Source organism: Roseivivax sp. CAU 1761, assembly GCF_054482755.1.
This window is the reverse complement of the sequence record NZ_JBTLRM010000004.1, coordinates 143833-165665: the sequence shown is the minus strand read 5'-3', so window position 1 is coordinate 165665 and position 21833 is coordinate 143833. Positions and strand designations below refer to the sequence as shown.

Annotated in this window: 22 protein-coding genes; 16 read left to right on the top strand and 6 right to left on the bottom strand. The window is 73.5% G+C overall.

The window, feature by feature from the left end:
• Positions 1–8: 8 nt before the first annotated feature.
• The 5 genes from ACXYMW_RS04660 (at position 9) to ACXYMW_RS04640 (ending at position 5939) form a co-directional block, all read left to right on the top strand.
• Complete coding sequence (locus ACXYMW_RS04660) at positions 9–1208, top strand: glycosyltransferase (protein ID WP_459034131.1); 1200 nt, start codon at positions 9–11, stop codon at positions 1206–1208.
• Between the two features lie 113 nt (positions 1209–1321).
• Positions 1322–2110 (top strand): 3-oxoadipate enol-lactonase, encoded by a 789-nt coding sequence (gene pcaD, locus ACXYMW_RS04655; RefSeq protein ID WP_459034130.1) that lies wholly within the window; start codon positions 1322–1324, stop codon positions 2108–2110.
• A 41-nt stretch (positions 2111–2151) separates the two neighbouring features.
• Positions 2152–2868 carry an alpha/beta fold hydrolase gene (locus ACXYMW_RS04650; protein ID WP_459034129.1) on the top strand — a complete coding sequence of 239 codons (717 nt, stop codon included), beginning with the start codon at positions 2152–2154 and terminating at the stop codon, positions 2866–2868.
• A gap of 3 nt (positions 2869–2871) precedes the next feature.
• Positions 2872–4197, top strand: a complete 1326-nt coding sequence (locus tag ACXYMW_RS04645; protein ID WP_459034128.1) for a lyase family protein — start codon at positions 2872–2874, stop codon at positions 4195–4197.
• Between the two features lie 263 nt (positions 4198–4460).
• Positions 4461–5939: an MATE family efflux transporter gene (locus ACXYMW_RS04640; protein WP_459034127.1), complete on the top strand. Its 1479-nt coding sequence runs from the start codon at positions 4461–4463 to the stop codon at positions 5937–5939.
• Here ACXYMW_RS04640 and ACXYMW_RS04635 read toward each other — a convergent pair.
• Together ACXYMW_RS04635 and ACXYMW_RS04630 are read right to left on the bottom strand one after the other, a co-directional pair.
• Positions 5915–6328: a hypothetical protein gene (locus tag ACXYMW_RS04635; protein WP_459034126.1), complete on the bottom strand. Its 414-nt coding sequence runs from the start codon at positions 6326–6328 to the stop codon at positions 5915–5917. The two genes, ACXYMW_RS04640 and ACXYMW_RS04635, sit on opposite strands and share 25 nt — an antisense overlap.
• Positions 6325–7395: an alkane 1-monooxygenase gene (locus ACXYMW_RS04630; RefSeq protein WP_459034125.1), complete on the bottom strand. Its 1071-nt coding sequence runs from the start codon at positions 7393–7395 to the stop codon at positions 6325–6327. The genes ACXYMW_RS04635 and ACXYMW_RS04630 overlap by 4 nt, the downstream gene beginning before the upstream one ends.
• A gap of 193 nt (positions 7396–7588) precedes the next feature.
• Between ACXYMW_RS04630 and ACXYMW_RS04625 the strand changes: the two genes are divergently transcribed.
• The 3 genes from ACXYMW_RS04625 (at position 7589) to ACXYMW_RS04615 (ending at position 12181) form a co-directional block, all read left to right on the top strand.
• Positions 7589–9367, top strand: a complete 1779-nt coding sequence (locus tag ACXYMW_RS04625; protein WP_459034124.1) for an NAD(P)H-dependent oxidoreductase subunit E — start codon at positions 7589–7591, stop codon at positions 9365–9367.
• Between the two features lie 113 nt (positions 9368–9480).
• Complete coding sequence (locus ACXYMW_RS04620) at positions 9481–10863, top strand: trypsin-like peptidase domain-containing protein (protein WP_459034123.1); 1383 nt, start codon at positions 9481–9483, stop codon at positions 10861–10863.
• Position 10864: 1 nt separating this feature from the next.
• The gene (locus tag ACXYMW_RS04615) at positions 10865–12181 is read left to right on the top strand and encodes a replication-associated recombination protein A (RefSeq protein ID WP_459034122.1); all 1317 of its coding nucleotides are present in this window, start codon (positions 10865–10867) and stop codon (positions 12179–12181) included.
• Between the two features lie 44 nt (positions 12182–12225).
• Here the strand turns inward: ACXYMW_RS04615 and ACXYMW_RS04610 are convergent, their stop codons facing one another.
• Complete coding sequence (locus ACXYMW_RS04610; protein ID WP_459034121.1) at positions 12226–13182, bottom strand: L-malyl-CoA/beta-methylmalyl-CoA lyase; 957 nt, start codon at positions 13180–13182, stop codon at positions 12226–12228.
• A 267-nt stretch (positions 13183–13449) separates the two neighbouring features.
• On the opposite strand from ACXYMW_RS04610, the gene dgcN reads away from it, so the two are divergent.
• The 4 genes from dgcN (at position 13450) to ACXYMW_RS04590 (ending at position 17109) form a co-directional block, all read left to right on the top strand.
• Positions 13450–14451, top strand: coding sequence for an N-acetyltransferase DgcN (dgcN, locus tag ACXYMW_RS04605; RefSeq protein ID WP_459034120.1), 1002 nt, complete (start codon positions 13450–13452; stop codon positions 14449–14451).
• A 113-nt stretch (positions 14452–14564) separates the two neighbouring features.
• The gene (dgcA, locus tag ACXYMW_RS04600) at positions 14565–15530 is read left to right on the top strand and encodes an N-acetyl-D-Glu racemase DgcA (protein WP_459034119.1); all 966 of its coding nucleotides are present in this window, start codon (positions 14565–14567) and stop codon (positions 15528–15530) included.
• A 2-nt stretch (positions 15531–15532) separates the two neighbouring features.
• Positions 15533–16165, top strand: coding sequence for an exonuclease (locus ACXYMW_RS04595; protein ID WP_459034118.1), 633 nt, complete (start codon positions 15533–15535; stop codon positions 16163–16165).
• Between the two features lie 80 nt (positions 16166–16245).
• Positions 16246–17109: a D-amino-acid transaminase gene (locus ACXYMW_RS04590; RefSeq protein ID WP_459034117.1), complete on the top strand. Its 864-nt coding sequence runs from the start codon at positions 16246–16248 to the stop codon at positions 17107–17109.
• Between the two features lie 22 nt (positions 17110–17131).
• Here ACXYMW_RS04590 and ACXYMW_RS04585 read toward each other — a convergent pair whose 3' ends face one another.
• Genes ACXYMW_RS04585 through ACXYMW_RS04575 form a run of 3 tightly spaced genes read right to left on the bottom strand, consistent with a single transcriptional unit; the run spans position 17132 to position 18481 of the window.
• A complete protein-coding gene (locus ACXYMW_RS04585; protein WP_459034116.1) occupies positions 17132–17539 on the bottom strand; it encodes a hypothetical protein in 408 nt (135 codons plus the stop codon).
• A complete protein-coding gene (locus ACXYMW_RS04580; RefSeq protein ID WP_459034115.1) occupies positions 17529–18161 on the bottom strand; it encodes a DUF5671 domain-containing protein in 633 nt (210 codons plus the stop codon). Before ACXYMW_RS04580 ends, ACXYMW_RS04585 begins: the two co-directional genes overlap by 11 nt.
• A gap of 5 nt (positions 18162–18166) precedes the next feature.
• Positions 18167–18481 carry a DUF1244 domain-containing protein gene (locus ACXYMW_RS04575; protein WP_459034114.1) on the bottom strand — a complete coding sequence of 105 codons (315 nt, stop codon included), beginning with the start codon at positions 18479–18481 and terminating at the stop codon, positions 18167–18169.
• A 293-nt stretch (positions 18482–18774) separates the two neighbouring features.
• On the opposite strand from ACXYMW_RS04575, the gene pyk reads away from it, so the two are divergent.
• The 4 genes from pyk (at position 18775) to rplT (ending at position 21167) form a co-directional block, all read left to right on the top strand.
• Complete coding sequence (gene pyk, locus ACXYMW_RS04570; protein WP_459034113.1) at positions 18775–20220, top strand: pyruvate kinase; 1446 nt, start codon at positions 18775–18777, stop codon at positions 20218–20220.
• Positions 20221–20236: 16 nt separating this feature from the next.
• Positions 20237–20461, top strand: a complete 225-nt coding sequence (locus ACXYMW_RS04565; protein WP_459034112.1) for a hypothetical protein — start codon at positions 20237–20239, stop codon at positions 20459–20461.
• Between the two features lie 114 nt (positions 20462–20575).
• The gene (gene rpmI / locus ACXYMW_RS04560; protein ID WP_459034111.1) at positions 20576–20776 is read left to right on the top strand and encodes a 50S ribosomal protein L35; all 201 of its coding nucleotides are present in this window, start codon (positions 20576–20578) and stop codon (positions 20774–20776) included.
• A 25-nt stretch (positions 20777–20801) separates the two neighbouring features.
• On the top strand, positions 20802–21167 hold the full coding sequence (rplT, locus tag ACXYMW_RS04555; RefSeq protein WP_459034110.1) for a 50S ribosomal protein L20: 366 nt from the start codon (positions 20802–20804) through the stop codon (positions 21165–21167).
• Positions 21168–21833: the final 666 nt, after the last annotated feature.

Below are 21833 nucleotides of genomic sequence, written 5' to 3'. Positions count from 1 at the left end.
GGAGCGGAATGGGCGGGATCGCGCGGCTGGGCTATCTGGTGCCCGAATTTCCCAACCAGACGCATGCCTTCTTCTGGCGCGAGATCGCCGCTCTGCGCGCCGCCGGGGTCACGGTGACGCCGATCTCCACCCGGCGGCCGGCGCCGCAGGACTGCCCGCACGACTTCGCCGGCGCCGCGCGCGCCGAGACGCGCTACCTGTTCCCGCCGCGCGCCGGGGCCGCGGCACGCCTCCTCGCGGCGCGGCCGCGGGCGTTCGCCGCCGCGCTGGCCTATGTCCGGGACCTGCCCGAGAGCGGCGCCGCGGGGCGGGCGCGGGTGGCGGCGCTGATCCCCAGCGCGGCCGAGCTCTGCCGGGTGGCGGAGGCCTGCCGCCTCGACCACCTGCACATCCATTCCTGCGCCAATTCCGCCCATCTGGGCGCTCTGGCGCGGCTGCTGGGCGGGCCTAGCTACAGCGTCACGGTGCACGGCAACCTGCCGGTCTATGGCCGCGACCACGCCGCCAAGTTCCGCCATGCCGCGCTGGTCACCGCGGTGACCCGGCCGCTCGCCCGAGAGGTCGCCGCGGTGGCGCCGAGCCGCCCGGTGCCGGTGATCACCATGGGGGTGGAGACCGGGCGTTTCGCTGCGGAGCGGCCGGAGCCCCGCCCGGAGGAGCCTTTGCGCTTCCTGTCGGTGGCGCGGCTCAACCCGGTCAAGGGCCATGCGCTGTTTCTCGCGGCGCTGCGGCGCCTGCGCGATGCCGGGCAGGCGGCGCATTACACCATCGTCGGCGCCGGCCCTGCCGAGGCCGAGATCCGCGCCGAGATCGCCCGGCTCGGCCTGGACGACGCGGTCGAGATGACCGGCCCGCTGGGCGAGGCCGCGGTGCGCGCCGAACTGGCCCGGGCCGATGTCTTCGTGCTGACGAGCTTCGGGCAGGGCGAGGCGGCCCCGGTCGCGGTGATGGAGGCGATGGCCGCGGGCCTGCCGGTGATCTGCTCGCGCATCGGCGGCACCGAGGACATGATCGCGGACGGCGTCGACGGCCTGCTGGTGCCGCAGCGCAATATCGCGGCGATCGCCGCGGCGGCCGCCCGGCTCGCCGCGGACGGCGCCCTGCGCCGGCGGCTCGGCGCCGCCGCGCGGCTGCGGGCGCGGCGGTACTTCGACACCCGCGCCACCGCCCGCGCGCTGCTCGCCGCGCTCGAGGCCGCGGCCGGCTGACCGCCGCGCCGGGGCAGCGCCCGCCTTGGGCGCGGGCGCGTTTCTTCCCGCGGGTCTTTCCCCTGCGTCGCAATGCGCGTTAGAAGGCCCGCGAAGCGCAGGGGAGAGACATCATGCACATGGCCGAGGTCAACGGGGTGAAACTGCATTACCGGCTGGACGGGGATCCAGACGGCACGCCCGTGGTCTTCGCCAATTCGTTGGGCACCGACCTGCGGCTCTGGGATGCGGTGCTGCCGCACCTGCCGGCGGGCCTGCGCATCCTGCGCTACGACAAGCGCGGCCACGGCCTCTCCGACGCGCCGCCGGCGCCCTACGCGATGGGCGCGCTGGTGCGCGACGTCGAGGCGCTGATGGACCATGTCGGCATGCGCGACGCGATCTTCGTCGGGCTGTCGATCGGCGGCATGATCGCCCAGGGGCTGGCGGCCAAGCGGCTCGATCTGGTGCGCGGGCTGGTGCTGTCGAACACCGCCGCCAAGATCGGCACCCGCGAGATGTGGAGCGACCGCATCGCCGCGGTCGAGGAGGGCGGCATCGCGGCGCTGGCCGACCCGATCCTCGAGCGCTGGTTCTCGGCGCCGTTCCGCGCCACCGCGGAGTTCCACGCCTGGCGCAACATGCTGATCCGCCAGCCGCTGGCGGGCTATGTCGGCTGCTGCCACGCCATCGCCGGCAGCGATTTCCTGGCCTCGACCGCGCAGCTGCGGCTGCCGGTGCTGGGCATCGCCGGGTCGGAGGACGGATCCACCCCGCCCGACCTGGTGCGCGAGAGCGTCGAGCTGGTGCCGGGCGCCGCCTTCGAGCTGATCCGCGGCGCCGGGCATCTGCCCTGCGTCGAGGCGCCGGAGGAATACGCCGCGATCCTCACCGGGTTCCTGAAGGCGCAGGGCCATGGCTGAGCCCGCCGCAAGGCGCCGGTTCCCGGCCCGGGGCGGACGCCTTGGCTGAGTTCCTGCTGATCCACGGCTCCTGCCACGGCGCCTGGTGCTGGGACGCGACCATCGCGGCGCTCGCCGCCCGCGGCCACGCGGCGCGGGCCATCGACCTGCCGGGCCACGGCGCCGACCGCACCGCGCCCGGGGGCATCACCCTCGACCTCTATGCCGAGGCGATCCGCGCCGCGCTGCGACCGGGCGATGTGCTGGTCGGCCATTCCATGGCCGGCTACCCGATCAGCCGCACCGCCGATCTCGACCCCTCGGGCATCGCCCGGCTGGTCTACCTCGCGGCCTACGTGCCGGCGCCGGGGGCGAGCCTCGTCGAGATGCGCCGCCGCGCGCCGCGCCAGCCGATCCTCGGCGCCATCGACCTGGCCGAGGACGGCAGGACCTTCTCGATCCGTCCCGAGGCGGCGCGCGACGTGTTCTACCAGGATTGCCCGCCCGCCGCGGTGGCCCGTGCGCTCGACCTGCTCTGCCCCAAGCCGGTGGCGCCGCAGGCCACCCCGCTGACCCTCGGCGCCAACTGGCAGGCGGTGCCGCGAAGCTACATCATCTGCGAAGAGGACAACGCCGTGCCCACCGAATTGCAGCGCGAGATGGCGCCCGCCGCCGCGCGCCCCGAGCACATCCATTCCCTCCCGGGGTCGCATTCGCCGTTCATGGCGCGCCCCGAGGCGCTGGCGGACCTGCTCGGCCGCATCGCGGCGGAGGGCTGAGCGATGGCGGGATCGGTCTTCGGCAGCGCGCTTTACGGGCAGCTCTTCACGCCGGGCGAGGTCGGCCGGCTGTTCACCGACAGCGCCGAGATCCGCGCCATGATGCTGGTCGAGGGCGCGCTGGCCAAGGTCCAGGCCGGGCTGGGCGTGATCCCGGAGCCCGCCGGCGAGGCGATCCACCGCGCCGCGCTGGAAGTGCAGATCGATGCCGCCGACCTGGCCGCCGCCACGGCGGTCAACGGGGTGCCGGTGCCGGCGCTGGTGGCGGCCTTCCGCAAGGCCATGCAGGCCCCGGGCCACGCCCAGTACCTGCATTGGGGCGCCACCTCGCAGGACATCGTCGACACCGCTCTGATGCTGCGCCTGGCGCGGGTGCTGGGCCATGCCGGCGAACGGCTCGACGCGATCCTGGCGCGGCTCGCCGAGCTGGCCGAGCGCCATGCCGAGCTGCCGATGGCGGCGCGCACCTACGGCCAGCACGCCACGCCGACCAGCTTCGGCGCCGTGGCGGCGGAATGGGGCCGGCCGCTCCTGGCGCTCCGCGACGAGGCGGCGGCCTTGCGCGCCGCGCTGCCGGTTTCGCTCTCCGGGGCGGCCGGCACCGCCGAGGCGCTGGGCCCGCGGGCGGCGGAGATCCGCGCGGGCCTCGCCGAGGCGCTGGGTCTCGCCGATCCCGGCGCCGGCTGGCACACCGATCGCGGCCCGATCCTCAAGCTGGCCGACTGGCACGCCCGCACCGCCGCGGCGCTGGCCAAGATCGGCGAGGACCTGGTGCTCGCCACGCAATCGGGACTGGCCGAGATGCGGCTCGGCGGCGCCGGCGGCTCCTCCACCATGCCGCAGAAGCAGAACCCGGTCGGGCCCTCGGTGGTGGTCGCGCTGGGCGGGGCCGTGCAGGGCCAGGCCTCGGCGCTGCTGGCGGTCGGGGCGCATCGCCAGCAGCGCGACGGCGCGCGCTGGTTCGGCGAATGGATCGCGCTGCCGCCGCTCTGCCTGAGCCTCGCCGCGGCGCTCGGCCGGAGCGAGGAGATGCTGGCCGGGCTCGAGCCCGACGCCGAGGCGATGGCGGGGACGCTGGCGGCCTCGCGCGGCCTGCTGGCGGCCGAGGCGCTGTCCTTCGCGCTGGCCGAGCGGATGCCGCGGGCCGAGGCCCAGGCGGCGGTCAAGACGCTGGCCCGCGAGGTCGCGGCCGGGCAGGGCGAGCTGCGCGACGCGGCGCTGGCGCAATGGCCCGATCTCGATCCCGGCCTCTTCGATCCGGCGCGCCAGCTCGGGCTGGCGCCGCAGGATGCGCGCGGCTTCGCGGCCAGGGTGCGCGCCGCCGCCTGAGCCCGGCGCGGGCCGCCCGCCCCGGGCACCGGCGCGCGGCCCGGCGGCGTCCGATCCCGGCCCATGCCCGGCGCGCCCGGCGGCGGGACGGGGACGTCGGCGCCGGGCCGCGATGGTCTCATCCCGGGGGGCGCGTTTCGGGCCTGCCCCGCCGGCCTCGGACCGCGCCGCCGCCCGCGTGGCCAAGGGCGATGGTCCTGCCGTGCCCCGGGCTTGCGCGCGGCGCGCTTGCCGGATCGGGCGGCATTGCCTAAAGCCCGGGCATGAGCGCCGCATCGAGCTACCCCGCGCATCTGCGCGCCGTCCTCGTCCTCGGCCTGCCGTTGATCGGCGGGCATCTGGCGCAGTTCGCCATCGGCCTGACCGACACGGTGATGATCGGCTGGTACGGCGCCGAGGAGCTGGCCGCGCTGACGCTGGCCCATACCGGCTTTTTCGTGCTGTTCCTGTTCGGCTCGGGCTTCGCCTGGGGGGTGATGCCGATGGTGGCGCGCTTCGCCGCCGAGGGCGACCAGGTGATGATCCGCCGCGCCACCCGGATGGGGCTCTGGCTGTCGATCCTGTTCTTCGCGCTGGCCATGCCGGTGTTCTGGCATTCCGGGCCGCTGTTCCGGGCGCTGGGCCAGTCGGCGCAGGTCAGCGCCGATGTCGAGACCTATCTGCGCATCGCCGGCTGGGGGCTCCTGCCGGCGCTCGGGGTGATGGTGCTGAAATCCTACCTCGCCGGGCTGGAACATACCCGGGTGGTGTTCTGGATCACCCTGGTCTCGGCGCTGGTCAACGCGGTGCTGAACTACGCGCTGATCTTCGGCCATTGGGGCGCGCCCGAGCTGGGCATCGCCGGCGCCGCGCTGGCCTCGGTCGGCACCAACAGCGTCGCCCTGATCGGCGCCGTGCTCTATGCCGGGGCGCGGCTGCCCGAACACCGGCTGTTCCACCGCTTCTGGAATCCCGACCGGGAGATGTTCGGCCGGGTGTTCCGGCTGGGCTGGCCGATCGGGCTGACCACCCTGGCGGAGATCAGCCTGTTCGCGGGCTCGGCGGTGATGCTGGGCTGGCTCGGCACCGTGCCGCTGGCCGCGCACGGCATCGCGGTGCAGCTCGCCACCGCCTTCTTCATGGTCCAGCTCGGCCTCTCCAACGTCGCCACGGTGCGCGCCGGCAACGCCGTGGGCCGCGGCGACCCCGACCACCTGGTGCGCGGGGCGCGCACCGTGCTGGCGCTGTCGGTGCTGGTCTCGCTGGCCACCATGGCGCTGCTCCTGCTGCTGCCCGAACCGCTGGTCGCGGCCTTCCTCGATCCCGGCGATCCCGACCGCGCCGCCATCGTGGCGACCGGGGCCAGCCTGCTGGCCGTGGCGGCGGTGTTCCAGCTCGTCGATGGCGGGCAGGTGATCGCGCTCGGCCTGCTGCGCGGCATGGAGGACACCCGGATGCCGATGATCCACGCCGCCATCGCCTACTGGGCGGTGGGGATGCCGGCGGCCTGGCTGCTGGGCTTTCCGCTCGGGCTCGGCGGGGTCGGGGTCTGGCTCGGCCTGGTGGCGGGGCTCGGCACCGCCGCGGGCCTGCTGCTTTGGCGCTTCTGGGCGCGGGCGGTGCCGGACTTCGCCGCGCCCGGTGCGGGCCCGGCAACCGCCGCCGCCGCGCCGCCCGCGCCCGCCGCCCCGGCGGCGCCGGCCGCCTCGGCCGGGTCGGCGGCCGCGGCGCCGGCGCCTCAGACCCCGGTATCGGGGCCGTAGCAGAGCAGCGGCGCGGCGCTCGGCCGGGCCTCGTAGCGCGTGGCGCTCGGGGTCTCGGCGATGTAGCGCGCGGTGAGACCGCCAGCGCTGCGGCGGAAGCGCCAGCATTGCGGGTCGGGGCGGTCCTCGTAGACGAAGCAGATGCGGTCGCCGCTTTCCTCGTACCAGCGCCCGTCCTTGCAGATGCCGTCGAGAAAGGACCAGCGCACCCGGCGCCCGGGCAGGTATTCCTCGGCGCCGTAGGGCGCCCCGCCATCGGAGAAGTGCAGCACCTTGCCGGTGGCGTAGGCCTCGAATTCCGCCGCGTTCATCTGCGCCGCCGCCGGCAGCGCCAGCGCGGCGAGGATCAGGGCAAGCGCCGGCACCGGCGCACGGAGGGGGCGGGTCATGCCCTCAAGATGCCAGAGCCCGCCTCCCCGGGGAAGTCCCGCGCCGGGTCCGGGCAGGCCTCCGCCGACCAGGCCCGGGCGCGGCGGTCCATGACCCGGCGCCAGAGCGGCGGCACCAGGGCGAGGCTCGCCATCACCGGCAGCGAGGCGGGCAGCATCGGCATCGCGCCGGGCTCGAGCCGCAGCCCGGGATAGGGCCGGGCGGGGTTGGCGTGGTGATCGGAATGCCGCGGCGCGTTCAGCAACAGCCCGGCGGTGAAGGCATGCGGCGCGTTCCAGCTGTGCGCGGGGCCGACCGGCTCCCAGCGCCCGGGGCCGAGGGCGCGGCGGGTCAGCCCGTAATGCTGCACGTAATCCGACAGCAGGAGCTGCATTTGCGCGTAAAGACAGAGGCCGAGATAGAGCGCCACCGCGCGGCCTCCCCCCAGCGTCCAGACCGCAGCGAGGCTGAGCGCCGCGCCGGCGCCGTAGGCCGCGTAGGGGTGGCGTCCGCGCCCGCGCCCGGCGCGAAGCCGCGTCTCGGCGCGCCGGCCCTCCCGGAACGAGCCCCACCAGGCGCGCGGCGCGAAGCGCCAGAAGCCTTCGCCGAGCCGCGCGCTGTTCGGGTCGCGCGGCGTCGCCACCCAGACATGATGGACCCGGGGATGGGCCGAGGCGTGGTGGCCGAACAGCAGCGTCACGAAGACCAGGGTGCCGAGCCGGCGCAGCCGCCGGTCGCCGCGGTGGATCAGCTCGTGCGCGTTGGAGTTCGACACCTGGCCCAGAAACAGCCCCAGCGCCACGAAAAGCGCGAGGCGCGCGGGCAGCGGCGCGGGGCTCGCCGCCAGCGCCAGGACGCCGCCGTAGAGCAGCGGGACATGCGCGATCCCGAGCGCTGCAGACAGCGCGGTGCCGGCTGGGAACTCGCCGCCCGGGCTTTCGGCGCCGTCCGGCGCGGCGATGCGGTCGAGCAGGGCCGCGAAGACCGTGACATAGGCCAGCGCCGCCCAGATCGCCCAGCCGCCCCAGATCAGCGCCGCGGCGAGCAGCGCCACCAGCGCCCCGGTGATGGCGGCGAAACGGGTCATCTCGGTTCATCCTTTCGGCGGTATTCGCGCGGCATGGCGGCGCATGATACGCCTATCGGAACATTCCGTCACCGATAAGGCGGGATCGGGTCCGGGCACCGCCGCGGACGGCCCCGGCAGCGTCGTTTTTCGCTATCGGACGGCGCGCGCCGCACCCTAGAAGACCAGCAGAGGCGGAGAGGAAGGAAGGCGGATGGCACTCGACGGCGACAGCCGGAACGGCGGCGGGATCTGGAAATCGGGCCGCGGCAAGGGACGCGGAACCCCGAAGGGCCGGCAGCTGGAGGACGGGGCCTGGGCCGAGGTGCGGGCGCTTCTGGGCGAGCGGCCGCGGCGGCGCGACCTGCTGATCGAGTTCCTGCACCTGATCCAGGACCGTTACGGGCATCTCTCGGCGGCGCATCTGCGGGCGCTGGCCGAGGAGATGCGGCTGTCGCAGGCCGAGGTCTACGAGGTCGCGAGCTTCTACGCGCATTTCGACGTCGTCCGCGAGGGCGAGGCGCCGCCGCCGGCGCTCACCGTGCGGGTCTGCGATTCGCTCTCCTGCGAGCTGGCCGGCGCCGAGACGCTGCGCCGCGCGCTGGAGGACGGGCTCGACGCGGCGCAGGTCCGCGTCGTCCGCGCCCCCTGCATGGGGCGCTGCGACACCGCGCCGGTCTGCGAGCTCGGCCATTTCCACCTCGACCACGCCACGCCCGAGAGCGTGCGGGCGGCCATCGCGGCCGGCCACACCCACCCGGTGATCCCGGACTACGAGACCTACGACGCCTATGCGGGGGCCGGCGGCTATGCCGCGCTCACGGCGCTGCGCGAGAGCGGCGACTGGCAGCAGGTGCAGGAGCGGGTGCTCGCCGCCGGCATCCGGGGCTTGGGCGGCGCGGGCTTTCCCTCGGGCAAGAAATGGGGCTTCGTGCGCGCGGAGCCGGGGCCGCGCTACCTCGCGGTGAACGGCGACGAGGGCGAGCCCGGCACCTTCAAGGACCGCTATTACCTCGAGCGGGTGCCGCATCTCTTTCTCGAGGGCATGCTGATCGCCGCCTGGGCGGTCGAGGCCGAGACCTGCTTCATCTACATGCGCGACGAATACCCCGCGGTGCTGGAGATCCTGCGCCGCGAGATCGCCGCGCTGGAGGCGGCGGGCATCGTGGCGCCGGGCTATATCGAGCTGCGCCGCGGCGCCGGGGCCTATATCTGCGGCGAAGAGAGCGCGATGATCGAATCGATCGAGGGCAAGCGCGGCCTGCCGCGCCACCGGCCGCCCTACGTCGCCCAGGTCGGTGTCTTCGACCGCCCCACCCTGGTGCACAATGTCGAGACGCTGCACTGGGTGGCGCGGGTCTGCCGCGAGGGGCCGGAGGTGCTCTCGGGCACCGAGAAGAACGGCCGCAAGGGCCTGCGCTCCTTCTCGGTCTCGGGCCGGGTGGCGACACCGGGCGTCTACCTGCTCCCCGCGGGCTCGACGATCCGCGACGTCATCGCCGCCGCCGGCGGCATGGCCGCGGGCCATGTCCTGAAGGCCTACCAGCCCGGCGGGCCGTCCTCGGGGCTCTTGCCGGCGTCGCTCGACGACGTGGCGCTGGATTTCGACATGCTGCAGCCGCACGGGTCCTTCATCGGCTCGGCCGCGGTGGTGGTCTTGTCGGAGGCCGACAGCGCGCGGGACGCGGCGCTCAACATGCTGCGCTTCTTCGAGGACGAGAGCTGCGGGCAATGCACGCCCTGCCGCGTCGGCTGCGAGAAGGCGGTGAAGCTGATGCAGGCCGAGACCTGGGATGCGGGGCTGCTCGAGGAGCTCTCCCAGACCATGGTCGACGCCTCGATCTGCGGCCTGGGCCAGGCCGCGCCGAACCCGATCCGCCTGGTCCTCAAGCACTTCCCCGACGAGGTCGGCGCCACCGACCACGCCCCCGCCGAGACCGGCTACGACACCGACGCGGCCCTGGAACGCAAGGAGCAGGACGGGCAGGGCTAGCGCCGGCCGGTCCGGGCCAGGCCCGCCGCGGCTTGCGCCGAGGCCCGGACCGGGCCCGGCTTGCAATCGCGCCCGGGGGGCGACATATCCGGGCCGAAGCCCCGGAGGGACGCATGCTGAGACCCGCTCTGTTCTGCATCTTGGCGGCGCTGGCGGCCGCCCCGGCACCGGCCACCGAGAGGGTGCCGGAAAGCCAGGCCGAGATCTCGCTGAGCTTCGCGCCGCTGGTGCGCGAGGCGGCGCCGGCGGTGGTCAACATCTACGCGCGTCGTGTGGTCGAGCGGCAGAGCCCGTTCGCCGGCGACCCGCTCTTCGGCGATTTCTTCCGCAATTTCGCGCCGGGCCGGCCGCAGGTTCAGAACTCGCTGGGCTCGGGCGTCATCCTGTCGCCGGACGGCATCGTGGTGTCGAACCACCATGTCGTGGGCGGCGCGCAGGACATCCGGGTGGTGCTCAACGACCGCCGCGAATACCGCGCCGAAGTGCTGCTGGGCGACGAGGAATCCGACCTCGCCATCCTCCGGCTCGAGGGCGCCCGCGACATGCCGCATCTCGAGCTGCGCGACAGCGACAGCGTCGAGGTGGGCGAGCTGGTGCTGGCCATCGGCAACCCGTTCGGGGTCGGGCAGACCGTGTCCTCGGGCATTGTCTCGGGGCTGGCGCGCTCGGGCACCGCCACCGGCAATGCCCGCGGCTACTTCATCCAGACCGACGCGCCGATCAATCCCGGCAATTCCGGCGGCGCGCTGATCGACATCGCGGGCCGTCTGATCGGCGTCAACACCTCGATCCTGACCCGCTCGGGCGGCTCGAACGGCATCGGCTTCGCGATCCCCGCGGCGCTGGTGAAGCAGTTCGTGGCCCAGGCCGAGGCCGGCGGGACGCGGTTCGAACGCCCCTGGGCCGGCCTGCACGGCCAGGAGGTCACCGCCGACCTGACCGCGAGCCTCGGGCTCGACGTGCCGGGCGGGGTGCTGATCTCGGCGATCCACCCGGCCAGCCCCTTTGCCGGGGCGGGGCTGCGCACCGGCGACGTGGTCACGACGGTGGACGGGCTGCCGGTCAACACCCCGGCCGAAATGCTCTACCGCCTGTCGGTAAAGGGGATCGGCGCGCGCTCGGAGATCGCGGTGATGCGCCAGGGCCGGGCGCAGCGCCTCGCGGTGGACCTGATCGCGGCGCCCGAGGAGCCGCCGCGCGACGCCGTCACGCTGGGCCCGCGCGAGGTGCTGCCCGGCCTCGCGCTGGCGCGCGCCAACCCGGCGCTGATCGGTGAGATGGAGCTGCCGCTTCTGACCGAGGGCGTGGTGGTGACCGATCCCGGCCGCTGGGGCGCCCGGGCCGGGCTCCGGCCCGGCGACCTGATCCGCCGGATCAACGGCCGCGACGTGGCGCATCCCGACGAGGTCGCCCCGACGCTGCGCGCCGCGGCGCCCAACATCGCCCTCGAGGCGGAGCGCGGCGGCCGCGGGCTCGTGCTGCGCTTCCGGCTCTGAGATGGCCGATCTCTTCGATCCCGCCCCGGACGAGGCCGCGCCCGAGCCGCGCGCGCCGCGCCCGCTGGCCGACCGGCTGAGGCCGCAGCGTCTGGCCGAGGTGATCGGCCAGGCCCAGGTGATCGGCCCGGACGGGCCGCTCGGCGTGATGCTGGCCTCGGGCAGCCTCGGCAGCCTGATCTTCTGGGGGCCGCCCGGCGTCGGCAAGACCACCATCGCGCGGCTTCTGGCGCACGAGACCGACCTGCATTTCGTCCAGATCAGCGCCATCTTCTCCGGCGTGGCCGACCTCAAGAAGGTCTTCGAGGCCGCCCGCCAGCGCCGCCGCGCCGGGCAGGGCACGCTGCTCTTCGTCGACGAGATTCACCGCTTCAACAAGGCCCAGCAGGACAGCTTCCTACCGCATATGGAGGACGGCACGATCCTCCTCGTCGGCGCCACCACCGAGAACCCGTCCTTCGAGCTCAACGCCGCGCTCCTGAGCCGCGCCCAGGTGCTGGTGCTGGAGCGGCTCTCGGACGCGGAACTGGAGCGCCTGGCGCTGCGCGCCGAGGCCGAGCTGGGCCGCGACCTGCCGCTCGCGCCCGAAGCCCGCGCGGCGCTGCGCGAGATGGCCGACGGCGACGGCCGGGCGCTCTTGAACCTCGTCGAGCAGGTCGCCGCCTGGAAGGTGGCGGCGCCGCTCGACATCGCGGCGCTGCGCACCCGGCTGATGCGCCGCGCGGCGCAATACGACAAGTCCGGCGACGCCCATTACAACCTGATCTCGGCGCTACACAAATCGGTGCGCGGCTCCGATCCCGACGCGGCGCTCTACTGGTTCGCGCGGATGCTCGAGGGCGGCGAGGATCCGCGCTATCTGGCGCGCCGCATCACCCGCATGGCGGTGGAGGATATCGGCCTCGCCGACCCGCAGGCCCAGGCGCAGTGCCTCGACGCCTGGCAGACCTACGAACGGCTGGGTTCGCCCGAGGGCGAGCTGGCGCTGGCGCAGGCGCTGGTCTACCTGGCGCTGGCGCCGAAATCGAACGCCGTCTACGGCGCCTACAAGGCCGCCCGCCGGCTGGCCCGCAAGGAGGGGTCGGCGCGGCCGCCCAAGCACATCCTGAACGCCCCCACCAAGCTCATGCGCGAGCAGGGCTACGGCGAAGGCTACGCCTACGACCACGACGCCGAGGACGCGTTTTCCGGGCAGAACTACTTCCCCGACGGCCTGACGCGCCCGGATTTCTACCAGCCGGTGGAGCGCGGCTTCGAACGCGAACTGAAGAAGCGGATGGACTATTTCGACCGGCTGCGGCGCGACCGCTCGGGCTGAGGCCGCGCGCGGGCCGGGACGGGGCGCCGTCCCGGCCGCCTCTGTCAGAGGCCGATCATCTCGGCCTGGCGCACGATCACCTCGGCCTGCTTGATCGAGGCGATGTCGACGAGCCGGCCCTTGTAGACCGTGGCGCCCTGGCCCGAGCGCTTGGCCGCCTCCATGGCGTCGAGAATTTCGCGCGCCTCGGCGACCGCGGTCTCGGTGGGGGTGAAGACCTCGTTGGCGAGCGCCACCTGCTTGGGGTGGATCGCCCATTTGCCGACCATGCCGAGCGTCGCCGAGCGCAGCGCCTGGGCGCGGAAACCCGCGTCGTCGGAGAAGTCGCCGAACGGCCCGTCCACCGGCAGCACGCCGTGGGTGCGGCAGGCGGCGACGATGGCGGCCTGCGCCCAGTGCCACGGGTCGGACCAGTATTTCGTCCCCTCGCGGTGCATGTAGTAGTTCTCCTGGGTGCCGCCGATGCCGGTCGTGGCCATGCCCATGGAGGCCGCGAAATCCGCCGCGCCGAGGCTCATTGCCTGCAGCCGCGGGCTCGCGGCGGCGATCTCCTCGACATGGGAGATGCCGGCGGCGCTTTCGATGATGACCTCGAAGCCCAGCGGCTTCGAGCGGCCCTTGGCGCGCTCCACCGCGGTCACCAGCGCGTCGACGGCGTAGAGGTCGGCGGCGCAGCCCACCTTGGGGATCATGATCAGGTCGAGCCGCTCGGGCGCCTGTTCCAGGAGGTCCACCACGTCGCGGTACCAGTAGGGGGTGTCGAGCCCGTTGATCCGCACCGACAGGGTCTTCTGACCCCAGTCGATGTCGCCGATCGCGGCGATGACGTTGCGGCGGGCGCCGTCCTTGTCGTCGGGCGCCACCGAATCCTCGAGATCGAGGTTGATCACGTCGGCCTCCGAGGCGGCCATCTTCTCGAAGATCTGCGGCCGCGAGCCGGGCCCGAAGAGCTGGCAGCGGTTGAGACGGGCCACCGGGGCCGGCTGGATGCGGAAAGACATGATCTTGCCTCCTGGGGTAATTTTGTGTCGCATGACGTCGCGTACGGGTTAGGAAATGACTGCCCCGCCTGCAAGACGATTCTGCACCCGCGAAATAGCCGCGCCCTATGCGGCCGGCAGGCGGAAGGCGGCGCCCCGGCCTGCACGATCCTTGCGCGCGGGGGCGGGAGGACTGGTGGGATCTTCGCGCGGGGGGTGGAAATCCTGCCCGATTGCGACAGTCTTTGCGACGTTCCGTGCCAGACTCCGCGCAAACAGGAGATGCCGATGATCGAGACCCCGTACCTGCTCTTCCTGGGCGACGCGCCCGACAAGCTGGCCGCCAAGGTGGCCCAGGGCATCAAGGATTGGCGTCCGGAGAACTGCGTCGGCCAGTTCCGCATGGCCGGCTGCAACGCCGATATGGGCCTGCCCGACATGAGCCTCGCCGAGGCCCGCGCCGCCGGCGCCCGCACGCTGGTTATCGGCGTCGCCAACCGCGGCGGCAAGATCTCGGCGGCGTGGAAGGCGGTGCTGCTGGAGGCGCTGGAGGCGGGATTCGACCTCGCCTCCGGGCTGCACAACCTGCTGCGCAACGAGCCCGACCTGCGCGACAAGGCCGCCGAGACCGGGCGCAGCCTGCACGACGTGCGCATCCCCACCGTCGAATACCCGATCGCCAACGGCGAGAAGCGCCGCGGCAAGCGGGTGCTGGCGGTCGGCACCGATTGCTCGGTGGGCAAGATGTACACCGCGCTGGCACTCGACCGGGACATGCAGGCGGCGGGGATGAAATCCACCTTCCGCGCCACCGGCCAGACCGGCATCCTGATCACCGGCGAGGGCGTGCCGCTCGACGCCGTGGTGGCCGATTTCATGGCCGGGGCGGTGGAATGGCTGACGCCGGACAACGACGACGACCACTGGGACGTGATCGAGGGGCAGGGCAGCCTGTTCCACGTCTCCTATTCCGGCGTCACCCTGGCGCTGATCCATGGCGGCCAGCCGGACGCGCTGATCCTCTGCCACGAGCCGACCCGGACCCACATGCGCGGCCTGCCGGGCTACGCGCTGCCCTCGCTCGAGGCGCTGCGCGACACCGCCCTGCCGCTGGCCCGCGTGGCCAACCCGGAGTGTCAGGTGGTGGGGGTCGCGGTGAACACCGCGGGGCTCGACGACAACGAGGCCGAGGCCTATCTGCGGCAGGTCGAGGACCGCCTGGGGCTGCCGGCGGTCGATCCCTACCGGCACGGCACGGCGCCGATCGTCGAAGCGCTGAAGGCGCTGTGAGACGGGCGCGCCCGGCGGGCCCCGCGATGGCGCGGGCGGCGCCGGCGGGAGCCTCCGGCGGGGATATTTCGGCTCAGAAGAAGCGAGGGCGCGATGCAGAAGCGAGGGGCGGCATGCAGATCGAGGTGACGCGCGACGTGTTCCGTCTGGCCGAGGCCTTCACCATCAGCCGCGGGTCGCGCACCGAGGCGCAGGTGCTGACGGTGACGGTGACCGAGGACGGGGTGACGGGACGCGGCGAATGCGTGCCCTATGCGCGCTACGGCGAGACGCTGGACAGCGTCGCGGCGGAGATCGCCGCGCTGCCCGGGACGTTCGACCGGGCGGGGCTGCAGGACCTGCTGCCGGCCGGCGCGGCGCGCAACGCGGTCGATTGCGCGCTCTGGGATCTCGCGGCCAAGCGGGCCGGGCGGCGGGTCTGGGACCTGGCCGGCCTGCCGGCGCCGGGGCCGGAGATCACCGCCTACACGCTGTCGCTGCAGGCCCCCGAGGCGATGCGCGCGGCGGCGGCGAAGCATGCCCACCGGCCGCTGCTGAAGATCAAGCTCGGCACGCCTGACGACATGCCGCGGCTCGAGGCGGTGCGCGCCGGCGCCCCGGAGGCGCGGATCATCGTCGATGCCAACGAGGGCTGGACCGCCGATCTCTACCGCGACCTGGCGCCGCACCTGGCGCGGCTTGGCGTGGCGCTGGTCGAGCAGCCGCTGCCGGCGGGCGAGGACGAGGCGCTGCGCGGGCTCGACCGCCCGGTGCCGCTCTGCGCCGACGAGAGCTGCCACGACCGCGGCTCTCTGGCGGCGCTGGCCGGGCTCTACGACGTGGTCAACATCAAGCTCGACAAGACCGGCGGCCTGACCGAGGCGCTGGCGCTGCGCGATGCCGCGCGGGCCTCGGGCTTCGGCGTCTTCGTGGGCTGCATGGTGGGCTCGTCGCTGGCCATGGCGCCGGCGGTGCTGGTGGCGCAGGGCGCCGAGATCACCGATCTCGACGGCCCGCTGCTCCTGGCCGAGGACCGCGACCCGCCGCTGCGCTACGACGCGCGGGGCGTGCATCCGCCCGAGCCGGCGCTCTGGGGCTGAGGATGCGGCGCGCGGTGGTCTGGGATTGCGAGTTCCTGACCGATGCCGGCGCGCCCGGGCGCTTCTGGTGCGGCCCGCGCGACCCCGACCCGACGCTCGTGCAGCTCGGCGCGGTGCGGCTCGACCTCGACGGCGGCGCGCCCCGCGTGCACGACCGCTTCGAGGCGCTGGTGGTGCCGCGCGACCGCCGCGGGCGCCGGGTCGCGCTGGCGCCGCTCTTCACCCAGCTGACCGGTCTCACCGAGGCGCGGCTCGACGCCGAGGGCGGGCCGCTCGGCGCGGCGCTGGCGGCCTTCGCCGCCTTTGCCGGGGACGCCCCGCTCTGGGCTTGGGGCAAGGACGAGTTCAACGCCGTGGCGATCAGCTGCTACGTCGCCGGGATCGCGCCGCCGATCGCCGCCACGCGCTTCGGCAACGCGCCGCTGCTGCTCGAGCGCGCCGGCGTGCCGCTGGAGCGTATCCACGCCCTGCGCTCGCACACGCTGGCCGCCGAGTTCGGGCTCGACCTGCCGCAGCTGCGCGGCCATGACGCGGTCGATGACGCGACGGCGGTGGCGCATGTGCTGGCCCACCTGATCGGCGCCGGCCGGCTCGCCCCCGAGGCCGTGGCGAACATCGATTCCGCCGCCACTTAAGCCGCCGCGGGTGCCGCCGCCCCTTGACGCCGGGGCGCGGGCGCCCGAGACATCGCGGCAGTCAAACCGGAGGTCTCCCCGTGTCCCGAACCGTCTACGTCAACGGCGAATACCTGCCCGAAACCGAAGCCAAGGTGTCGATCTTCGACCGCGCCTTCCTGATGGCCGACGGGGTCTACGAGGTCACCTCGGTGCTGGACGGCAAGCTGATCGACTTCGCCGGCCATGCCACGCGGCTGGCGCGCTCGCTGGCCGAGCTCGACATGGCCAACCCGGTCAGCACGGAGGAGCTGCTCGAGATCCACCGCGAGCTGGTGCGCGTGAACGGGATCGGCGACGGGCTGGTCTACCTGCAGATCACCCGGGGCGCGCCGGGCGACCGCGACTTCGCCTTCCCCGATCCCGAGACCACGCCGCCGACCATCGTGCTGTTCACCCAGTCGAAGCCGGGCCTGGCCGACAGCCCGGCGGCGCGCGACGGCATCTCGGTGATCTCCATCGAGGATCTGCGCTGGAGCCGGCGCGACATCAAGACGGTGCAGTTGCTCTACCCGTCGCTGGGCAAGATGATGGCCAAGAAGGCCGGCGCCGACGATGCCTGGATGGTCGAGGACGGCACCGTGACCGAGGGCACCTCGAACAACGCCTATATCGTCAAGGACGGCCGCATCGTCACCCGCGGCCTGTCGAACGACATCCTGCACGGCATCACCCGCGCCGCGGTGCTGCGCTTCGCGCGCGAGGCGCAGATGGTGGTCGAGGAGCGTCCCTTCACCATCGAGGAGGCGAAGGCGGCCGACGAGGCCTTCGTGACCTCGGCCTCGGCCTTCGTGCTGCCGGTGGTGAAGATCGACGGCGTGGAACTGGGCGCGGGCCGGCCGGGCCCGGTGGCGCGGCGCCTGCGCGAGATCTATCTCGAGGAGAGCCGCAAGGCCGCGGTCTGAACGAACGCGCCGGTGCCCCCGGTCATTCGTTGCGCGGATAGCTGACGCAGCCGGTGGCGGGGTCGAGCGCGGCGCCGGTCCGCGGCGCCAGCCGTTCGGGCCGGCGGAACGGCGCGCAGAGCCGGTAGCCGCCGCCCGGCTCGGGGGCGTAGCGGTAGGGCGCCCCGGAATAGGGATCGGCAAGCCGCACGCCGCGGCCGCATCCCGGCGTCAGGTCCAGCCCCCGCGGCAGCGCGCCCTCGGCTCGCGCCGTGCAGGCGATCGCCGCGGAGAGCCGTTCGAGATCGCCGAGCCGCAGATCGTCGCGGCGCTCCGCCCGCCCGGCGCCGGGGCCGCCCACGGTGACCAGCCCGGCCAGCGACAGCGCGGCGGCCAGCGCGGCGAGGCCCCAGGCGGCGCCGCGCCCGCGGTTCAGGCGCTCAGCCGGCATCGCCGCGGTCGCGGACGAGGCCGCGGAAATAGAGCAGCACCAGCCCGGCCACCACCGCGACCAGCCCGGCCTCGAGGGCGAAACGCCCGGTCAGCTCGCCGCCGAGCCCGGCCGCGAGCACGGTGATGAGGTCGCCCAGGAGGGTCAGCGCGGCGAGGAACATCGCCAGATGCGCCAGCCAGTCGCGCACCGCCGAGCGCCGCAGGCCGCGATCGGCGCGCGCCGCGGCGGCGATCCGGGCATCGAGCCAGAAGAACAGCGGGAAGAACACCGCGAGGCTCGCCACCGCGTTGCGGATGGTGCCGGTGCGCGCCCCGGCAAACTCGCCCGGATCGGGCAGCCAGATCTCGATCAGCGCGAAACCCAGCGCCACGATCTGCACCACGCTCACCCCGAGCGCCACGAACATCAGCCCGTAGAGGAACGCCTCGCGGGCGCTGACCGAGCGCCGCGGTCGGGGCACCGGCAGGCCGAGCGCATCCTCCGCCCAGGCCCCGAGCGCGGCGTCGATCTCGGCCCGCGACCAGCCCGCGCGCTCCAGCGCGCCGGCGATCTGGGGGCGCGCATGGCCGGCGGCGAGGGCCTCGGCGACGAAACCCTGCAGCCGCTCCGGAGCCCGCATGCCGCTCAGTCCGGTTTGCCGACGTTCTCGGCGAAGCTCTTCTCGAAGGCGGCCTGCTTGTCGCTGCCGGCCTCGGTCTGGTGCTTGGCCTTCCACTCCGACATCGGCATGCCGTAGAAGATCTCGCGCGCCGTCTCCTTGTCCATCTCGATGCCGCGCGCGTTCGCGGCCTCCTGGTACCAGCGCGACAGGCAGTTGCGGCAGAACCCGGCCAGGTTCATCAGGTCGATGTTCTGCACGTCGGTGCGGTCGTCCATCAGGTGCTGGCGCAGGCGGCGGAAGGCGGCGGCTTCGAGCTCGATACGGGTCTGGTCGTCCATGGGAATCTCCGCGAATGTCTCCCGACACAGATCGGCGCTTTTGCGCCGCGCTTCAAGCCGGCGGCGCCGGACGGGCAGGGCGGCGGGTAGGTCGCAACGCCATGGCTCCGCCCCGCGCCTACCCGATCGGGTCTTGCGCAAGCCGCCGCGAGGGCGCAAGCCATAGGGAATTGCGGGCGGGGAATTGCGGCGGCCGGGCAAATCGGCGATAAGCGCGCCCGTTAGCGGTAACAGCCGCGCCCCGGCCCGCCCCCGCGGCGGCCCGGGCGAGAGGACCGGATGAGGGGAATGCGATGAGACGGATGCGCAACGTGAAGATCGTGGCCACGCTGGGGCCCGCCTCTTCCGATTACGACACGATCCGGGCGCTGCACGAGGCCGGGGCGGACGTCTTCCGCCTCAACATGAGCCACGGCAGCCACGACGAGATCGCCGAGAAGCACCGCATCATCCGCAAGGTCGAGAAGGATCTCGACAGCACCATCGCCATCCTCGCCGACCTGCAGGGCCCGAAGCTGCGCGTGGGCGTCTTCGCCAACGGCGAGGAGGAACTCGAGGAAGGGGCGCGGTTCCGGCTCGACCTCGACACCGCCGAGGGCGACGCCGCCCGGGTGAACCTGCCGCATCCCGAGATCTTCGAGGTGCTCGAGCCCGGCGCGCGGCTGCTCGTCAACGACGGCAAGATCCGCCTCAAGGTGCTGGATTGCGGCGCCGACTTCGCCGAATGCGAGGTCGTGGTCGGCGGCACGATCTCCAACCGCAAGGGCGTCAACGTGCCCGACGTGGTGCTGCCGGTGGCCGCCCTGTCGGAAAAGGACCGCCGCGACCTGGCCTTCGTGGTCGAGCTCGGCGTGGACTGGCTGGCGCTGTCCTTCGTGCAGCGCGCCGGCGACGTGCTCGAGGCGCGCGAGCTCGCCGGCAAGAAGGTCGGCATCATCTCGAAGATCGAGAAGCCCGCGGCGGTCAACGCCTTCGACGAGATCCTCGCGGTCTCCGACGGCATCATGGTGGCGCGCGGCGATCTCGGGGTGGAGCTGCCGGTGCAGAACGTGCCGCCGATCCAGAAGCGGCTGACCCGGCGCTGCCGGCAGGTCGCCAAGCCCGTCATCGTCGCCACCCAGATGCTCGAATCGATGATCGAGAGCCCGGTGCCGACCCGGGCCGAGGTCTCGGACGTCGCGACCGCGATCTACGAAGGCGCCGACGCCATCATGCTGTCGGCGGAATCGGCGGCCGGCCAGTACCCGATCGAGGCGGTGACGACGATGGACAACGTCGCCCGCGAGGTCGAGAGCGACCCGAACTACCGCACCATCATCGACGCCCAGCGCGGCGCCAAGCGCGAGACCGTGGCCGATGCCATCGTCGCCGCGGCGCGCGAGATCACCGAGACCACCGACATCAAGGCGATCTGCTGCTACACCCAGACCGGCACCACGGCGCTGCTGGTGGCGCGCGAGCGCCCCGCGGTGCCGATCCTGGCGCTGACCTCGCAGGATGGCACGGCGCGACGGCTGGCGCTGCTCTGGGGCACCAAGTGCATCCGCACCGCCGAGCTCGACCGCTTCAAGAGCGCGGTGGTCAACGCCGCCCGGGCGGCGCGCAGCCTCGGCTATGCCGGGCCCGAGGACCAGATCGTGGTCACCGCCGGCGTGCCCTTCAACACCACCGGCACCACCAACATCCTGCGCGTCGCGCCCTGCGACGAGCGGCTGATCTTCAACACCGATCCGGAATGACGCCGGGGCCGGGCGCGTGGCGGCCGATCTCGCCCTGACGCTCGGCCTGGTCGGGCTGGCGCTGGCGGTTCCCGCCATGGTCGCGGCCTGGTCGGACCGCCGGGCGCCGCGGCTCTCGGCGCTGCTGGCCGCGGCTTCGCTGGGCCTCCTGGCCTGGGCCTGGACGCGGCGCCCCGGGGGCTACGGCGCCGCCGACGCGGCGGAGGCGGTGATCGGCGTCGCGGCGCGGCTGCTGAACTAGGTGCCGCCCCCTTGCAATCGCCGCCCGGGCCGCGTATCGGGGCGGCTCGAATAGCCGCGCGGCCGGCCGGTATGGCATGCCGAGTCGCGCGGGCAGACGTCAAAGGAGACGAAAATGCCGAAGATGAAGACGAAGTCGAGCGCCAAGAAGCGCTTCAAGGTGTCCGCCACCGGCAAGGTGATCGCCGGCCAGGCGGGCAAGCGCCACGGCATGATCAAGCGCACCACGAAGTTCATCCGCGACGCGCGCGGCACGACCACGCTGTCGAAGCCCGACGCCAAGATCGTCAAGGGCTACATGCCCTACGACCGCTGAGCCGCGAGCGAGAAGGAGTTAGATCATGTCCCGAGTGAAGACCGGCCCCGTCACCCATGCCCGCCACAAGAAGGTCCTGAAGGCCGCGAAAGGCTATTACGGCCGTCGCAAGAACACCTTCAAGGTTGCCCGCCAGGCGGTCGACAAGGCCAACCAGTACGCCACCCGCGACCGCAAGAACCGCAAGCGCAATTTCCGCGCGCTGTGGATCCAGCGGATCAACGCCGCGGTGCGTGCGCATGACGAGAGCCTGACCTATTCGCGCTTCATCAACGGCCTGAGCCTGGCCGGGATCGAGGTCGACCGCAAGGTCCTGGCCGACCTGGCCGTGCACGAGCCCGACGCCTTCGGCGCCATCGTCGAGAAGGCCCGCGGCGCGCTGGCCGCCTGAGGCCCGCCCGGGCCCGGCTGCGTCCGGGCCACCAGATTGCAGGGGCCGCCCGTTCGGGGCGGCCCTTTTTCGTGCCGGATGGCGGGCTGGACTGGGCGCCGGGCGGTCGAGACGCCGGGTGCGGCGCGCCGCCTTGGCCGTCTCCCGACGAAGAGCCGCTGGCACGCCGTCGACGGTCCGCTGCCCCGCGCGGAGCCAAGGCCGCCAGGCCGCCGCGCATCGCCGGGCCGCCCCCGGGCCCGGCGATCTGGTGACGCTGGGCGCGGCGCTCCGAAGTCGCCCGGACGTGGCCGGCATAAAGCGCCCACCCCCGGCCGGGGATCGCCGCGCCGCGGCCCGGCGCTGCGCGGCTCCGCGCCCGGGTTCTGAAGCGCAGCGCTTCCACCTATGTCCCACTTGGCTCCTGCGGGGTTGCCGACTGCTCTTTGCACGCTGGCGGTGGATGCAGGTCCCGGGGACGGTCCCCGGTCAGGATGCCCCGGCCCCCTGCGCGATGCCCCCGCGCGGAGCCAAGGCCCCCGGGCCCGGAGCGCAGCGCTGCCGCCGATGTCAAATAGGGCGCCTGCGGGGCTCCTGGCTGCTCTTGGCACGCCCGCGGCCAGTGCGGATCCCCGGGGCGGTGCTCGGCCAGGATGCCCCGACCGTGCGGGGGGGGGGGGGGGGGGG

What these genes read in the sequence shown, in the direction of transcription:
- ACXYMW_RS04660 (WP_459034131.1), top strand. Translation starts at nt 9, where the DNA reads ATGGGCGGGATCGCGCGGCTGGGCTATCTGGTGCCCGAATTTCCCAAC.
- pcaD (WP_459034130.1), top strand. Translation starts at nt 1,322, where the DNA reads ATGCACATGGCCGAGGTCAACGGGGTGAAACTGCATTACCGGCTGGAC.
- ACXYMW_RS04645 (WP_459034128.1), top strand. Translation starts at nt 2,872, where the DNA reads ATGGCGGGATCGGTCTTCGGCAGCGCGCTTTACGGGCAGCTCTTCACG.
- ACXYMW_RS04640 (WP_459034127.1), top strand. Translation starts at nt 4,461, where the DNA reads ATGAGCGCCGCATCGAGCTACCCCGCGCATCTGCGCGCCGTCCTCGTC.
- ACXYMW_RS04635 (WP_459034126.1), bottom strand. Translation starts at nt 6,328, where the DNA reads ATGACCCGCCCCCTCCGTGCGCCGGTGCCGGCGCTTGCCCTGATCCTC.
- ACXYMW_RS04630 (WP_459034125.1), bottom strand. Translation starts at nt 7,395, where the DNA reads ATGACCCGTTTCGCCGCCATCACCGGGGCGCTGGTGGCGCTGCTCGCC.
- ACXYMW_RS04625 (WP_459034124.1), top strand. Translation starts at nt 7,589, where the DNA reads ATGGCACTCGACGGCGACAGCCGGAACGGCGGCGGGATCTGGAAATCG.
- ACXYMW_RS04620 (WP_459034123.1), top strand. Translation starts at nt 9,481, where the DNA reads ATGCTGAGACCCGCTCTGTTCTGCATCTTGGCGGCGCTGGCGGCCGCC.
- ACXYMW_RS04615 (WP_459034122.1), top strand. Translation starts at nt 10,865, where the DNA reads ATGGCCGATCTCTTCGATCCCGCCCCGGACGAGGCCGCGCCCGAGCCG.
- ACXYMW_RS04610 (WP_459034121.1), bottom strand. Translation starts at nt 13,182, where the DNA reads ATGTCTTTCCGCATCCAGCCGGCCCCGGTGGCCCGTCTCAACCGCTGC.
- dgcN (WP_459034120.1), top strand. Translation starts at nt 13,450, where the DNA reads ATGATCGAGACCCCGTACCTGCTCTTCCTGGGCGACGCGCCCGACAAG.
- dgcA (WP_459034119.1), top strand. Translation starts at nt 14,565, where the DNA reads ATGCAGATCGAGGTGACGCGCGACGTGTTCCGTCTGGCCGAGGCCTTC.
- ACXYMW_RS04595 (WP_459034118.1), top strand. Translation starts at nt 15,533, where the DNA reads ATGCGGCGCGCGGTGGTCTGGGATTGCGAGTTCCTGACCGATGCCGGC.
- ACXYMW_RS04585 (WP_459034116.1), bottom strand. Translation starts at nt 17,539, where the DNA reads ATGCCGGCTGAGCGCCTGAACCGCGGGCGCGGCGCCGCCTGGGGCCTC.
- ACXYMW_RS04580 (WP_459034115.1), bottom strand. Translation starts at nt 18,161, where the DNA reads ATGCGGGCTCCGGAGCGGCTGCAGGGTTTCGTCGCCGAGGCCCTCGCC.
- ACXYMW_RS04575 (WP_459034114.1), bottom strand. Translation starts at nt 18,481, where the DNA reads ATGGACGACCAGACCCGTATCGAGCTCGAAGCCGCCGCCTTCCGCCGC.
- pyk (WP_459034113.1), top strand. Translation starts at nt 18,775, where the DNA reads ATGAGACGGATGCGCAACGTGAAGATCGTGGCCACGCTGGGGCCCGCC.
- rpmI (WP_459034111.1), top strand. Translation starts at nt 20,576, where the DNA reads ATGCCGAAGATGAAGACGAAGTCGAGCGCCAAGAAGCGCTTCAAGGTG.
- rplT (WP_459034110.1), top strand. Translation starts at nt 20,802, where the DNA reads ATGTCCCGAGTGAAGACCGGCCCCGTCACCCATGCCCGCCACAAGAAG.